Origin of the sequence: Yersinia sp. 2466 StPb PI (genome assembly GCF_041538325.1) — a bacterium.
Taxonomy (GTDB): Bacteria; Pseudomonadota; Gammaproteobacteria; order Enterobacterales; family Enterobacteriaceae; genus Yersinia; species Yersinia enterocolitica_E.
This window is the reverse complement of the sequence record NZ_JAULSL010000001.1, coordinates 314,734-327,584: the sequence shown is the minus strand read 5'-3', so window position 1 is coordinate 327,584 and position 12,851 is coordinate 314,734. Positions and strand designations below refer to the sequence as shown.

The following is a 12,851-nucleotide window of genomic DNA, read 5'->3' as shown; positions in this document are numbered from 1 at the left end:
TATGCCTCAAAACCTAATTTCAGTGTGGAACAGAGAACGCTATGAAAATAATTATTCTTGGGGCGGGGCAAGTTGGCGGAACCCTGGCAGAAAATCTGGTAGGCGAGAACAACGATATCACCGTTGTGGATGTTGACTCTGGCCGCCTACGCCAGTTGCAAGATAAATTTGATCTGCGTGTAGTACAAGGGCATGGATCGCATCCGAGAGTCTTGCGGGAAGCGGGGGCTGAAGATGCCGATATGTTGGTTGCAGTGACCAATTCTGATGAAACCAATATGGTTGCCTGCCAAATTGCGTATTCACTATTTAATACACCAAATCGCATCGCACGTATCCGTTCGGCTGAATATATTCGTGAAGCTGATAAGCTTTTTCTACCAGAAGCGGTACCCATTGACCATTTGATATCACCGGAACAGCTAGTTATCGATAATATCTATAAACTAATCGAATATCCTGGTGCATTACAGGTAGTTAATTTTGCTGAAGGTAAGGTCAGTATTGCGGCGGTAAAAGCCTATTATGGCGGCCCATTGGTGGGGAATGCATTATCCTCTCTGCGTGAACATATGCCTCATATTGATACCAGAGTGGCAGCAATCTTTCGTCAAGACCGACCAATTCGTCCACAGGGCTCAACTATCATTGAAGCAGGTGATGAAGTCTTCTTTGTTGCTGCCTCACAGCATATCCGCGCTGTAATGAGTGAGTTACAACGTCTTGAAAAACCCTATAAGCGCATTATGATTGTTGGCGGTGGTAATGTCGGAGCCGGTTTAGCCCTACGATTAGAAAAAGATTACAGTGTAAAATTAATTGAGCGTAACCCGCAGCGAGCCGCCGAATTAGCCGAGATGTTACACGATACTATCGTATTTTATGGCGATGCGTCAGACCAGGAACTGCTGGCAGAAGAGCATATTGAACAGGTCGATGTCTTTATTGCCATTACCAATGACGATGAAGCCAATATTATGTCCGCGATGCTGGCAAAACGGATGGGCGCAAAAAAGGCAATGGTATTAATCCAACGTAGCGCCTATGTCGATCTGGTTCAAGGAAGCGTTATTGATATTGTCATCTCACCGCAGCAGGCCACTATTTCAGCCCTTTTAGGTCATGTCCGTAAAGCGGATATTGTCAGTGTTTCTTCATTAAGGCGAGGTGTTGCTGAGGCAATCGAAGCAATTGCCCACGGTGATGAAACCACATCAAAAGTTGTTGGCCGAATGGTTGAGGATATAAAGTTACCACCAGGTACTACCATTGGGGCAATTGTACGTGGGGATGAGGTTATCATTGCCAACAGCAACTCCATAATTAAACAGGGTGACCACGTAGTGATGTTTATTACTCACAAGAAATTCGTGCCCGATGTGGAGCGTTTGTTCCAACCAAGCCCATTCTTCCTGTAATTATTAATAATTAACTAGTTCGAACCCATTTATAAATTAAAACTATTTCCGTAGATAGTGGGAAAATTTTCTATAATTATGGTTCTACCGAGTTTTATTTAGCTAAGATTAAGTCATTCATTTTTAAAGGGGGTGTCATTTATGAGTTTTATGAAGGAATTTCGTGAATTTGCCATGCGTGGCAATGTGGTCGATTTGGCAGTCGGGGTAATTATTGGTGCCGCATTTGGCAGAATTGTTTCTTCACTTGTTGCCGACATCATCATGCCGCCACTTGGCTTATTGCTTGGGGGGGTCGACTTCAAGCAATTCCATTTCATATTACGTGCTGCTGAAGGGACTATACCTGCTGTAGTAATGAACTACGGTACATTCATTCAGAGCATTTTCGATTTTGTTATTGTGGCACTCGCTATATTTTCTGCAGTGAAACTAATGAATAAAATGCGCCGTGAAAAAGCGGAAGAGCCTGCAGCACCGCCAGCACCAACAACAGAAGAAAAGCTGTTAGCCGAGATTCGTGATTTACTGAAAGCGCAGCAATCAAAGTAAGTTCAGTTTTGATAAACGTAAAAGCCATCATATGATGGCTTTTTACTGCTTTCAAATCAGAAGACCAGTGGTAATGAATCTATTGATTGCTTACCACTGGCCTCCCAGTTACCACCTTTTGCGTATTTTTCTTTACGCCGATAACTTCCTTTTCCTTTACTGTTCTGCTCGATACGTTGCCTGAAAAGTGGGTCATGGAGTAATGCTTCTAGCGCATTATCCTTAATTTTCCCCTTGGTATGTCGATATACCGCCATAATAAAACCTCACTGATAAATTTATTGATTAAAAATCCTACGCATAATACTGCTAATGTAAGCTGATTTAAACTACCCACCTAAAATTTAGTCTTTAGCGGGTTCTTCAGTCGCCCCTTGTTCCAGTGCTTCCAGAATAGAACAATAAGTCGTTGCATGAGTACTTCCGCAGCAGGCATTACTAAGGCGTTTTAGTGATTCACGCATTCTTTTAAACTCAGTTATCTTACTTTCCACATCATGTAATCGAGAATCCACAATTGCTTTTGATTCCTGGCAGGTATGATGTTCAGGATCGACACGAATCGACAGTAATTCGGCGATAGTTTCTAATGTAAACCCGAGCTGCTTCGCATAGCGGATAAAACGTAAACGCTGTAAATCTTGTTCACTATACAGTCGGTAACCACCGTCTGTCCGTTTGCCATGATCCATCATTCCTTGTTTCTCATAGTAGCGAATAGTATCTGGTGTAACATCAGCCAGTTTAGCGAGTTGCCCAATTTTTAACATTTAGTTACTCCTCTTTTGACAGTTTATCGACCATTTTATGTTGGTACTCCTGATGGAGAAAGTCAGTGCTAAACCCTGCTTGTCTCAATCTCAGTTCCAATAATGCCAAGCGCTTATGTAAATTCTGGTAGTTATCGTGCTGCTTATCTATCTGTGACAACAATTCGGCGACAGTAAGCGCTTCTTGACGATCCTGCAATTCAACGGGGAGGTACCCTGCATTTCTCAGTAATCTGTAACCTGCTCTCAAATCAAGAGGAACTAGGGAGTCATCATCTAGCTGTAGTGGTTTACCGCTGCCTGACAGATTATCGAGTTCGCCCTTTTGCTGAGCATCAATAATGCGTCGTTCCGCCCATTCATCAATTAATTCCATATCACGACCAAGAGATCAGACTTTATAAAATCGAAGAATAGTTAAGGTTAAAGGATCGGTAGCAAAATAATAAGAGAGGATTGGCAATATATGGGAAGGATAAACGCATATCACTGAATTGTAGACGTAAAAAAACCGGGCAAGCCCGGTTTTTTTACGCGTTTACAGATTACTCTGCAGCAACTACTTCTGCTTGCGATGCAGCACGATCAACTAACTCGATGTAAGCCATCGGTGCGTTGTCGCCTGCACGGAAGCCACACTTCAGAATGCGAGTGTAACCACCGGCGCGGCTCGCGAAACGCGGGCCTAGCTCGTTAAACAGTTTTGCCACGATCTCGTTATCACGAGTACGGGCGAATGCCAGACGACGATTAGCTACGCTGTCGGTCTTGGCAAGAGTAATCAGCGGCTCAACAACGCGACGCAGCTCTTTCGCTTTCGGCAGGGTCGTCTTGATTATCTCATGACGAACCAAAGAGCCGGCCATGTTACGGAACATAGCCTGGCGATGGCTGCTGTTACGGTTCAGTTGACGACCACTCTTACGATGGCGCATGACCTTATCCTTCTCAGTAAAACCTTAACCTGTGATCCGGTTACTCGTCAGCAATGCTAGCTGGTGGCCAATTTTCTAGGCGCATGCCTAAAGAAAGACCACGTGAAGCAAGCACGTCTTTAATCTCAGTAAGAGATTTTTTACCCAGGTTCGGCGTTTTCAGCAACTCAACCTCGGTACGCTGTACCAGATCACCGATGTAGTGGATAGCTTCTGCCTTGAGGCAGTTAGCAGAGCGGACAGTCAATTCCAGATCGTCAACAGGGCGCAGCAGGATCGGATCGAACTCTGGCTTCTCTTCTTTAACTTCCGGCTGACGTACATCTCGTAAATCAACGAAAGCTTCAAGCTGTTCAGCCAAGATAGTTGCCGCACGGCGGATCGCCTCTTCAGGATCGATCGTACCATTGGTTTCCATCTCGATAACCAACTTGTCCAGGTCGGTACGCTGTTCTACACGCGCTGCTTCAACATTGTAGGCAATACGCTCTACAGGGCTATAGCATGCGTCTACTAACAGACGACCAATCGGGCGCTCATCTTCTTCCGAATGAATTCGGGCAGAAGCCGGCACATAACCACGACCACGTTGAACTTTGATACGCATACTAATAGATGCGTTCTCATCGGTCAGGTGGCAGATAACGTGCTGCGGCTTGACGATTTCGACATCCCCGTCATGGGTGATATCGGCTGCAGTCACAGGGCCAATGCCAGACTTATTCAGGGTAAGAATAACTTCATCTTTACCCTGAACTCTCACCGCCAGCCCTTTCAGGTTGAGCAGGATCTCCAGGATATCTTCCTGTACGCCTTCTTTGGTGCTGTACTCATGCAGTACACCATCAATCTCAACCTCGGTCACCGCGCAACCCGGCATAGATGAAAGCAGAATACGGCGCAGTGCGTTGCCGAGAGTATGGCCAAAGCCACGCTCTAACGGCTCAAGGGTCACCTTGGCGTGCGTCGAACTGACTTGCTCGATATCTACCAGGCGCGGTTTTAGAAACTCTGTCACAGAACCCTGCATTGTGTCCTCTCTTTGGTACTAAGCTTTACTTGGAGTAAAGCTCGACGATCAGGTGTTCGTTAATGTCCGCAGACAGATCAGTACGTTCAGGAATACGTTTGAACACACCTTCCATCTTGACAGCATCAACTTCCAGCCAAGTCGGCTTTTCACGCTGCTCAGCCAGCTCCAAAGCTGCCTTAACACGAGACTGCTTTTTAGCTTTCTCACGGATGCTGACTACGTCATTCGGAGATACCTGATAAGAAGCGATGTTAACAACGCGACCATTTACCATGATAGCTTTATGACTAACCAGCTGACGTGATTCAGCACGAGTTGCGCCAAAGCCCATACGGTAAACTACGTTATCCAGACGACCTTCCAGCAGTTGCAACAGGTTTGCACCTGTGTTGCCTTTCAGACGTGCTGCTTCTTTATAGTAGTTACGGAATTGACGTTCTAGAACACCATAGATACGGCGAACTTTTTGTTTCTCACGTAACTGCACACCGTAGTCAGACAGACGCGGTTTACGCGCACCGTGCTGGCCAGGTGGTTGTTCAATCTTACACTTGGTGTCAATCGCGCGAACGCCAGACTTAAGGAACAGGTCTGTGCCCTCACGACGGCTCAGCTTGAGCTTAGGACCCAAATATCTTGCCATTTTCTCTCTCCAACAAACCTAAAAGCAGCGTTATACGCGGCGCTTTTTCGGCGGACGACAACCGTTATGAGGGATCGGAGTCACATCAGTAATATTAGTGATGCGGAAACCAGCCGCGTTTAACGCACGGATAGTAGACTCACGGCCCGGACCAGGTCCTTTAACCATAACTTCCAGATTCTTGATACCGTATTCTTTCACTGCGTCAGCGCAGCGCTCTGCTGCAACTTGCGCTGCAAACGGAGTAGACTTACGAGATCCACGGAAACCGGAACCACCTGCTGTTGCCCAACCCAATGCGTTACCTTGACGATCTGTAATAGTAACGATGGTGTTGTTGAAAGAAGCATGGATATGAGCCACACCGTCAGAGACTGTCTTTCTTACACGCTTGCGTGCACGAATAGGTGCCTTTGCCATTATTCAATCACCCCGATTATTTCTTGATCGGTTTACGCGGACCCTTACGGGTACGTGCGTTGGTCTTAGTACGCTGACCGCGAACTGGTAGACCACGACGATGACGCAAACCACGATAAGTCCCAAGGTCCATCAGACGCTTGATGCTCAGGGTCACCTCACGACGCAGATCACCTTCTACAACGTACTTGGCAACTTCGTCACGCAGCTTCTCGATTTGCTCTTCAGACAGCTCACTGATCTTAACATTTTCAGCAATACCCGCAGCAACACAGATAGCCTGTGAACGGGTTTTACCGATGCCGTAGATCGCAGTTAACGCGATTACGGTATGTTTCTGATCAGGAATGTTAATGCCTGCTATACGGGCCACTATGCACTCCTACTATTTTATACAGCAATACCATTCTGAAAAGCCCGTTTTCAGGATACTCAAATAGTATTGCAGTCACATACAAAAGATTGGCTGGCTAATCTAGCCAGCTCAACCCAACTTTGCAAGAAAAATATGCAAGATAAATCAGCCTTGACGCTGTTTATGCTTTGGTTCGGCACTGCAGATTACGCGAACGACACCGTTACGCTTAACAATTTTGCAGTTACGACATAATTTCTTGACGGAAGCACGAACTTTCATTTTTACTCTCCGTAACTTCTCAAACATCCCTGAATTAGCGGTTATAGCCTTTCAGGTTTGCTTTCTTCAATGCAGACTCGTATTGACTAGACATCATCAGAGTTTGCACTTGAGCCATAAAGTCCATGATGACCACCACTACGATAAGTAGGGAGGTACCACCAAAGTAAAATGGTACTTTCATCGCGTCACGCATGAACTCCGGGATCAGGCAGATGAAAGTAATATACATCGCACCAATTAAGGTTAGACGCGTCATTACTTTATCGATGTACTTCGCCGTTTGCTCTCCCGGACGAATTCCTGGCACGAATGCACCGGACTTCTTCAGGTTATCTGCTGTTTCACGCGGGTTAAACACTAACGCCGTGTAGAAGAAACAGAAGAAGATGATTGCAGACGCATAGAGTAACACATAAAGCGGCTGTCCCGGCTGCAAATACATCGAAATAGTCGTCAGCCAGTTCCAACCTGTCCCGCCCCCAAACCATGATGCAATCGTGGCAGGGAACAGAATTATGCTGGAAGCGAAGATTGCTGGAATAACCCCAGCCATATTCACTTTCAACGGTAAGTGTGTGCTCTGTGCTGCATAAACACGACGACCTTGTTGACGTTTAGCATAGTTAACGACGATACGACGCTGACCACGTTCAATGAAAACAACGAAGAAGGTTACTGCAAACACTAATACTGCAACCAACAGCAACAGGAGGAAGTGCAGGTCGCCTTGCCGAGCTTGCTCGATGGTATGGGCTATTGCAGGTGGAAGACCAGCAACAATACCAGCAAAGATTATGATTGAAATACCGTTACCGATACCACGCTCAGTAATCTGTTCGCCCAGCCACATCAGGAACATAGTCCCGGTGACCAAGCTAACAACAGCGGTAAAGTAGAAAGCAAAGCCTGGATTGATTACCAGACCTTGCATCCCAGGCATATTCGGCAGACCGGTAGCAATACCGATCGATTGGAATATAGCCAATACCAACGTGCCATAACGGGTGTACTGGCTAATCTTACGACGGCCAGCCTCCCCTTCTTTCTTTATCTCTGCTAACGCTGGATGAACCACCGTTAACAGTTGGATAATAATCGATGCCGAAATATACGGCATGATACCCAAGGCAAAGATAGAAGCACGACTGAGAGCACCACCAGAGAACATGTTAAACATTTCAATGATGGTCCCTCTCTGCTGCTCGAGCAATTTAGCAAGCACAGTGGCATCGATACCAGGAATCGGAATAAAAGAGCCGATACGGAAAACAATAAGCGCACCGATAACAAACAAAAGTCTGCGCTTCAGTTCGCCTAATCCGCCTTTAGCACTTTGAAAATCTAATCCTGGTTGCTTAGCCATCTGCTACTTATTCCTCAATTTTACCGCCAGCAGCTTCGATAGCAGCACGAGCGCCTTTGGTGACACGCAGACCACGAAGAGTTACCGCACGAGTGATTTCGCCTGAAAGCATAACTTTAGCGAACTCAATCTGGGTACCAACAACGTTAGCGGCTTTCAACGTGTTCAGGTCGATTACGTCGCCTTCCACTAAAGCCAGTTCAGACAGACGAACTTCTGCCGTGATCATAGCTTTGCGAGAGGTGAAGCCGAATTTCGGCAAACGACGATATAAAGGCATCTGACCACCTTCAAAACCACGACGTACGCCACCACCAGAACGTGAGTTCTGACCTTTGTGACCACGACCAGCAGTTTTACCCAGGCCAGAACCGATACCACGACCTACACGCTTCGGCGCATGCTTGGCACCTTCAGCCGGAGACAGAGTATTTAAACGCATCTGTTACTCCTCAACTTTAACCATGTAGGAAACCAAGTTGACCATACCACGCACAGCGGGAGTATCCTCACGCTCTACAGTATGACCAATACGACGCAGACCTAAACCGATCAGAGTTGCCTTATGTTTCGGCAAACGACCGATACTGCTTTTTGTTTGAGTTACTTTAATAGTCTTTGCCATGGTTATTTCCCTAGAATTTCTTCGACGGACTTACCACGCTTGGCAGCGACCATTTCTGGGGATTTCATATCTTCCAGAGCTGCAATAGTTGCACGAACCACGTTGATCGGGTTAGTAGAACCATAGGCCTTGGCCAATACGTTATGAACCCCTGCAACTTCCAAGACGGCGCGCATTGCACCACCGGCGATGATACCGGTACCTTCAGAAGCTGGTTGCATGAATACACGAGAACCTGTGTGAGCACCTTTAACTGGGTGCTGCAGAGTACCGTTATCCAAAGCAACATTAATCATAGCGCGACGGGCTTTTTCCATCGCTTTCTGGATCGCTGCCGGAACTTCGCGTGCTTTGCCGTAGCCAAAACCAACGCGACCGTTACCATCACCAACTACTGTCAGTGCGGTAAAGCTGAAAATACGGCCACCTTTTACGGTTTTAGATACGCGGTTTACCGCGATCAGCTTTTCCTGCAGTTCGCCAGCTTGTTTTTCGATGTGTGACATCTTACACCTCTACCTTAGAACTGAAGGCCAGCTTCACGGGCAGCATCTGCCAGTGCCTGGACTCGACCATGATATTGGAAACCGGAACGGTCAAAGGATACTTTCGTGATCCCTTTTTCCAATGCGCGCTCTGCAACAGCTTTACCTACAGCTGCGGCGGCATCTTTGTTGCCGGCGTACTTCAATTGCTCATTGATAGCTTTTTCTACAGTAGAAGCTGCTACCAAAATTTCTGAACCGTTTGGTGCAATAACCTGCGCGTAAATATGGCGTGGGGTACGATGTACCACCAGGCGAGTCGCACCCAGTTCTTTGAGCTTGCGGCGTGCGCGGGTCGCACGACGGATACGAGCTGCTTTCTTATCCATAGTGTTACCTTACTTCTTCTTAGCCTCTTTGGTACGCACGACTTCGTCGGCGTAACGGACACCCTTGCCTTTATAAGGCTCAGGACGACGGTAGGCACGTAAATCTGCTGCAACCTGACCAATCACCTGCTTATCAGCGCCTTTCAGCACGATTTCAGTTTGGGTCGGGCATTCTGCAGTGATGCCAGCCGGCAATTCATGGTCAACTGGATGAGAGAAGCCTAAAGCTAAATTCACCACGTTGCCTTTAACTGCGGCACGGTAACCTACACCTACCAATTGAAGCTTCTTAGTGAAGCCTTCGGTAACACCAACGACCATTGCGTTAAGCAGTGCACGAGTGGTACCCGCTTGGGCCCAACCGTCTACAGCGCCTTCGCGTGGAGCGAAAGTCAGTGTATTTTCTTCTTGCTTAACTTCAACAGCGCTATGGACGGTACGAGTCAGCTCGCCGTTCTTACCCTTTATCGAAATAACCTGACCGTTGAGTTTTACCTCTACGCCGGCAGGAATGACGACGGGTGCTTTTGCAACACGAGACATTCTTTCCTCCCGAATTAAGCTACGTAGCAGATAATCTCGCCACCAAGACCAGCTTGGCGAGCTGCACGATCGGTCATAACACCTTTAGAGGTAGAAATAACAGCGATACCCAAACCGGCCATAACTTTTGGCAGCTCATCTTTTTTCTTATAGATGCGCAGACCTGGACGGCTGATACGTTGAATGCTTTCTACCACTGCCTTACCCTGGAAATACTTAAGAGCTAATTCCAGAACAGGCTTGGTGTCGCCTTCGATTTTAAAATCTTCAATAAAACCTTCTTCCTTCAGAACGTTGGCAATTGCCACTTTCAGCTTGGAGGAAGGCATGGTGACCGCGACTTTGTTTGCGGATTGACCGTTACGGATACGGGTCAGCATATCCGCGATCGGATCTTGCATGCTCATCTGTCTTTACTCCCGTGATTCAATTGGTGACAATTACCAGCTAGCCTTCTTAAGGCCCGGGATTTCACCGCGCATTGCGGTTTCACGGACTTTAATACGGCTCAACCCGAACTTCCGCAGGAAACCATGCGGACGACCAGTTTGGTTGCAGCGGTTACGCTGACGGGACGGGCTGGAATCACGCGGCAGAGACTGCAGCTTCAGAACAGCATTCCAACGGTCTTCGTCGGATGAGTTCACACCAGAGATAATAGCTTTTAATTCCTCGCGTTGAGCGCGGTATTTGTTAGCTAGTTTCACGCGAACAACTTCGCGTGCTTTCATTGATTGCTTAGCCATCAGTAACCCTACCTTACTTGCGGAATGGGAATTTAAAAGCAGCCAACAATGCACGGCCTTCATCATCGGATTTCGCAGTAGTGGTAATGGTAATATCCAAACCACGTACACGATCGACTTTATCGTAGTCGATTTCCGGGAAGATGATCTGCTCGCGCACACCCATGCTGTAGTTACCACGACCATCGAATGACTTAGCGGACAAGCCACGGAAGTCACGGATACGAGGTACAGCAATGGTAATCAGACGCTCAAAGAATTCCCACATGCGTTCGCCACGCAGGGTTACTTTACAGCCGATCGGATAGCCCTGACGGATTTTGAAGCCTGCAACAGATTTGCGTGCTTTGGTGATAAACGGTTTTTGACCGGAGATTGCTGCCAAGTCAGCTGCTGCATTGTCCAGCAGTTTCTTGTCAGCGATCGCTTCACCAACACCCATGTTCAGGGTGATCTTCTCGACCCGAGGGACTTGCATGACAGAGTTGTAGCCAAACTGAGACATCAGTTGTTTGACCACCTCGTCTTTGTAGTAATCATGCAGTTTCGCCATCGTATTACTCCAAATTACTTGATAGTTTCGCTATTAGATTTAAAGAAACGGACTTTTTTGCCGTCTTCGAATCTAAAGCCTACACGGTCAGCCTTACCGGTTGTCGTGTTGAACAGCGCAAGGTTGGAAACTTGAATTGCAGCTTCTTTTTCAACAATGCCACCTGGTTGGTTCAGGGCCGGAACCGGCTTCTGATGTTTTTTAACCAGGTTGATACCTTCAACAATGACCTTACCAGCAGACAGGACATTCTTTACTTTACCGCGCTTACCTTTGTCTTTCCCGGTTAGCACGATAACTTCGTCATCACGACGGATTTTCGCTGCCATGGTTCGCTCCTTAGAGTACTTCTGGTGCCAGAGAGATAATTTTCATGAACTTCTCATTACGCAGTTCACGAGTTACCGGCCCAAAAATACGCGTGCCGATTGGCTGCTCGCTGTTATTATTTAAAATAACACAAGCGTTACCATCGAAGCGAATGACAGAACCGTCCGGGCGACGTACACCCTTCTTGGTGCGCACCACTACCGCCTTCAGAACATCGCCTTTCTTCACCTTGCCACGAGGAATTGCTTCCTTGATGGTGATCTTGATGATGTCGCCGATGCCTGCGTAGCGACGGTGCGAGCCACCTAGAACCTTGATACACATTACGCGACGTGCACCGGAGTTGTCGGCCACGTTCAGCATAGTCTGTTCTTGGATCATGTTAGTGCTCCGCTAATGTCAACTACTACTTTAGGACCCAGAATAGGTCGTTTAAAAGCCCCATTAATGAGGGCGCAGCATTATAACACCGCTTCCAAATTATGGGTAGAAAAAATAAACGGCCCACTTTCTGAGCCGTTTATTATGTTCGAGTTGGCTACTCTATTACAGAATCGCTTTCTCTACAACGCGAACAAGCGTCCAAGACTTAGTCTTTGACAGTGGACGGCATTCGCGGATTTCTACCACGTCACCGATTCCACATTCATTGTTCTCGTCATGTACATGCAATTTCGTCGTACGACGGATGAATTTCCCGTAAATAGGGTGTTTCACCACACGTTCGATAGCAACAACCATGGATTTCTCCATTTTGTCACTAACTACGCGACCTTGCAGAGTACGGATTTGCTCAGTCATTACGCACCCGCCTTCTCAGTCAGTAAAGTCTTAACACGTGCGATATTACGGCGCACTTGTTTCGACAGGTGAGTTTGTTGCAGCTGGCCACTAGCCGCCTGCATGCGCAAATTGAATTGCTCACGCAGCAGGTTGAGCAGCTCAGTGTTCAGCTCTTCAACGCTTTTTTCACGCAGCTCTTGTGCTTTCATCACATCACCGTCTTAGTTACAAAGGTGGTTCCTACAGGCAGTTTCGCTGCTGCGAGCTTAAATGCTTCGCGAGCAGTTTCTTCAGGTACACCAGCCATTTCAAACAACATTTTTCCTGGCTGGATCAGGGCAACCCAATACTCTACGTTACCCTTACCTTTACCCATACGCACTTCGAGCGGCTTCTCGGTGATCGGCTTGTCCGGGAATACACGGATCCAGACCTTACCTTGACGCTTAATTGCACGTGTCATCGCACGACGGGCTGCTTCGATTTGACGAGCCGTCAGGCGGCAACGGCCACAAGCTTTCAGGCCGAACTCACCGAAGCTAACATCCGTACCTTGCGCAAGGCCACGGTTACGGCCTTTGTGCATCTTACGGAATTTTGTACGCTTTGGTTGTAACATCAGC

At 47.3% G+C, this 12,851-nt stretch carries 25 protein-coding genes; 2 read left to right on the top strand and 23 right to left on the bottom strand.

The features are described 5' to 3' along the window. Nucleotides 1-41: 41 nt before the first annotated feature. On the top strand, nt 42-1,418 hold the full coding sequence (gene trkA / locus Q2T72_RS01430) for a Trk system potassium transporter TrkA (protein WP_083161159.1): 1,377 nt from the start codon (nt 42-44) through the stop codon (nt 1,416-1,418). Between the two features lie 141 nt (nt 1,419-1,559). After that, nucleotides 1,560-1,970 carry a large-conductance mechanosensitive channel protein MscL gene (mscL, locus tag Q2T72_RS01425; protein WP_032906607.1) on the top strand — a complete coding sequence of 137 codons (411 nt, stop codon included), beginning with the start codon at nt 1,560-1,562 and terminating at the stop codon, nt 1,968-1,970. 56 nt (nt 1,971-2,026) lie between these two features. On the opposite strand, the gene Q2T72_RS01420 is transcribed toward mscL, so the two are convergent. The 23 genes from Q2T72_RS01420 to rplP form a co-directional block, all read right to left on the bottom strand. Further along, the gene (locus tag Q2T72_RS01420) at nt 2,027-2,227 is read right to left on the bottom strand and encodes an alternative ribosome-rescue factor A (protein WP_083161161.1); all 201 of its coding nucleotides are present in this window, start codon (nt 2,225-2,227) and stop codon (nt 2,027-2,029) included. A gap of 87 nt (nt 2,228-2,314) precedes the next feature. Beyond that, nucleotides 2,315-2,740 (bottom strand): Zn(2+)-responsive transcriptional regulator, encoded by a 426-nt coding sequence (gene zntR, locus Q2T72_RS01415; RefSeq protein ID WP_372568505.1) that lies wholly within the window; start codon nt 2,738-2,740, stop codon nt 2,315-2,317. A 4-nt stretch (nt 2,741-2,744) separates the two neighbouring features. Beyond that, nucleotides 2,745-3,116, bottom strand: coding sequence for a DnaJ family domain-containing protein (locus tag Q2T72_RS01410; RefSeq protein WP_083161165.1), 372 nt, complete (start codon nt 3,114-3,116; stop codon nt 2,745-2,747). A 169-nt stretch (nt 3,117-3,285) separates the two neighbouring features. Then, entirely contained in the window at nt 3,286-3,675 is a 390-nt protein-coding gene (gene rplQ, locus Q2T72_RS01405) for a 50S ribosomal protein L17 (RefSeq protein ID WP_004391407.1), read from the bottom strand. Between the two features lie 40 nt (nt 3,676-3,715). Beyond that, nucleotides 3,716-4,705, bottom strand: coding sequence for a DNA-directed RNA polymerase subunit alpha (rpoA, locus tag Q2T72_RS01400; protein ID WP_002438685.1), 990 nt, complete (start codon nt 4,703-4,705; stop codon nt 3,716-3,718). 25 nt (nt 4,706-4,730) lie between these two features. Beyond that, complete coding sequence (gene rpsD, locus Q2T72_RS01395; protein WP_002218949.1) at nt 4,731-5,351, bottom strand: 30S ribosomal protein S4; 621 nt, start codon at nt 5,349-5,351, stop codon at nt 4,731-4,733. Nucleotides 5,352-5,381: 30 nt separating this feature from the next. Next, nucleotides 5,382-5,771 carry a 30S ribosomal protein S11 gene (rpsK, locus tag Q2T72_RS01390; RefSeq protein ID WP_004709234.1) on the bottom strand — a complete coding sequence of 130 codons (390 nt, stop codon included), beginning with the start codon at nt 5,769-5,771 and terminating at the stop codon, nt 5,382-5,384. Between the two features lie 16 nt (nt 5,772-5,787). Continuing rightward, nucleotides 5,788-6,144, bottom strand: a complete 357-nt coding sequence (rpsM, locus tag Q2T72_RS01385; protein ID WP_004702348.1) for a 30S ribosomal protein S13 — start codon at nt 6,142-6,144, stop codon at nt 5,788-5,790. A gap of 147 nt (nt 6,145-6,291) precedes the next feature. Next, nucleotides 6,292-6,408: a 50S ribosomal protein L36 gene (rpmJ, locus tag Q2T72_RS01380; RefSeq protein WP_002227352.1), complete on the bottom strand. Its 117-nt coding sequence runs from the start codon at nt 6,406-6,408 to the stop codon at nt 6,292-6,294. A 34-nt stretch (nt 6,409-6,442) separates the two neighbouring features. Continuing rightward, the gene (gene secY, locus Q2T72_RS01375; protein ID WP_002213344.1) at nt 6,443-7,774 is read right to left on the bottom strand and encodes a preprotein translocase subunit SecY; all 1,332 of its coding nucleotides are present in this window, start codon (nt 7,772-7,774) and stop codon (nt 6,443-6,445) included. A 7-nt stretch (nt 7,775-7,781) separates the two neighbouring features. Then, nucleotides 7,782-8,216: a 50S ribosomal protein L15 gene (gene rplO / locus Q2T72_RS01370; protein WP_004391411.1), complete on the bottom strand. Its 435-nt coding sequence runs from the start codon at nt 8,214-8,216 to the stop codon at nt 7,782-7,784. A gap of 3 nt (nt 8,217-8,219) precedes the next feature. After that, a complete protein-coding gene (gene rpmD, locus Q2T72_RS01365) occupies nt 8,220-8,399 on the bottom strand; it encodes a 50S ribosomal protein L30 (protein WP_002213339.1) in 180 nt (59 codons plus the stop codon). A gap of 2 nt (nt 8,400-8,401) precedes the next feature. Beyond that, nucleotides 8,402-8,905, bottom strand: coding sequence for a 30S ribosomal protein S5 (rpsE, locus tag Q2T72_RS01360; protein WP_004391412.1), 504 nt, complete (start codon nt 8,903-8,905; stop codon nt 8,402-8,404). A 14-nt stretch (nt 8,906-8,919) separates the two neighbouring features. Further along, complete coding sequence (rplR, locus tag Q2T72_RS01355) at nt 8,920-9,273, bottom strand: 50S ribosomal protein L18 (RefSeq protein ID WP_004391413.1); 354 nt, start codon at nt 9,271-9,273, stop codon at nt 8,920-8,922. Between the two features lie 9 nt (nt 9,274-9,282). Next, on the bottom strand, nt 9,283-9,816 hold the full coding sequence (gene rplF, locus Q2T72_RS01350; protein ID WP_004391415.1) for a 50S ribosomal protein L6: 534 nt from the start codon (nt 9,814-9,816) through the stop codon (nt 9,283-9,285). Nucleotides 9,817-9,830: 14 nt separating this feature from the next. Beyond that, nucleotides 9,831-10,223 carry a 30S ribosomal protein S8 gene (gene rpsH, locus Q2T72_RS01345; protein ID WP_032820216.1) on the bottom strand — a complete coding sequence of 131 codons (393 nt, stop codon included), beginning with the start codon at nt 10,221-10,223 and terminating at the stop codon, nt 9,831-9,833. 33 nt (nt 10,224-10,256) lie between these two features. After that, complete coding sequence (rpsN, locus tag Q2T72_RS01340; RefSeq protein ID WP_004391418.1) at nt 10,257-10,562, bottom strand: 30S ribosomal protein S14; 306 nt, start codon at nt 10,560-10,562, stop codon at nt 10,257-10,259. 13 nt (nt 10,563-10,575) lie between these two features. Next, nucleotides 10,576-11,115 (bottom strand): 50S ribosomal protein L5, encoded by a 540-nt coding sequence (gene rplE, locus Q2T72_RS01335; RefSeq protein ID WP_004391419.1) that lies wholly within the window; start codon nt 11,113-11,115, stop codon nt 10,576-10,578. A gap of 14 nt (nt 11,116-11,129) precedes the next feature. Then, on the bottom strand, nt 11,130-11,444 hold the full coding sequence (gene rplX, locus Q2T72_RS01330; protein WP_049612315.1) for a 50S ribosomal protein L24: 315 nt from the start codon (nt 11,442-11,444) through the stop codon (nt 11,130-11,132). A 10-nt stretch (nt 11,445-11,454) separates the two neighbouring features. Next, nucleotides 11,455-11,826, bottom strand: a complete 372-nt coding sequence (gene rplN, locus Q2T72_RS01325; protein ID WP_002213325.1) for a 50S ribosomal protein L14 — start codon at nt 11,824-11,826, stop codon at nt 11,455-11,457. Nucleotides 11,827-11,991: 165 nt separating this feature from the next. Next, a complete protein-coding gene (gene rpsQ / locus Q2T72_RS01320; protein ID WP_032820219.1) occupies nt 11,992-12,246 on the bottom strand; it encodes a 30S ribosomal protein S17 in 255 nt (84 codons plus the stop codon). After that, complete coding sequence (gene rpmC / locus Q2T72_RS01315) at nt 12,246-12,437, bottom strand: 50S ribosomal protein L29 (RefSeq protein WP_005159843.1); 192 nt, start codon at nt 12,435-12,437, stop codon at nt 12,246-12,248. Before rpmC ends, rpsQ begins: the two co-directional genes overlap by 1 nt. Then, on the bottom strand, nt 12,437-12,847 hold the full coding sequence (gene rplP / locus Q2T72_RS01310) for a 50S ribosomal protein L16 (protein WP_038242806.1): 411 nt from the start codon (nt 12,845-12,847) through the stop codon (nt 12,437-12,439). Before rplP ends, rpmC begins: the two co-directional genes overlap by 1 nt. Between the last annotated feature and the right edge of the window lie 4 nt (nt 12,848-12,851).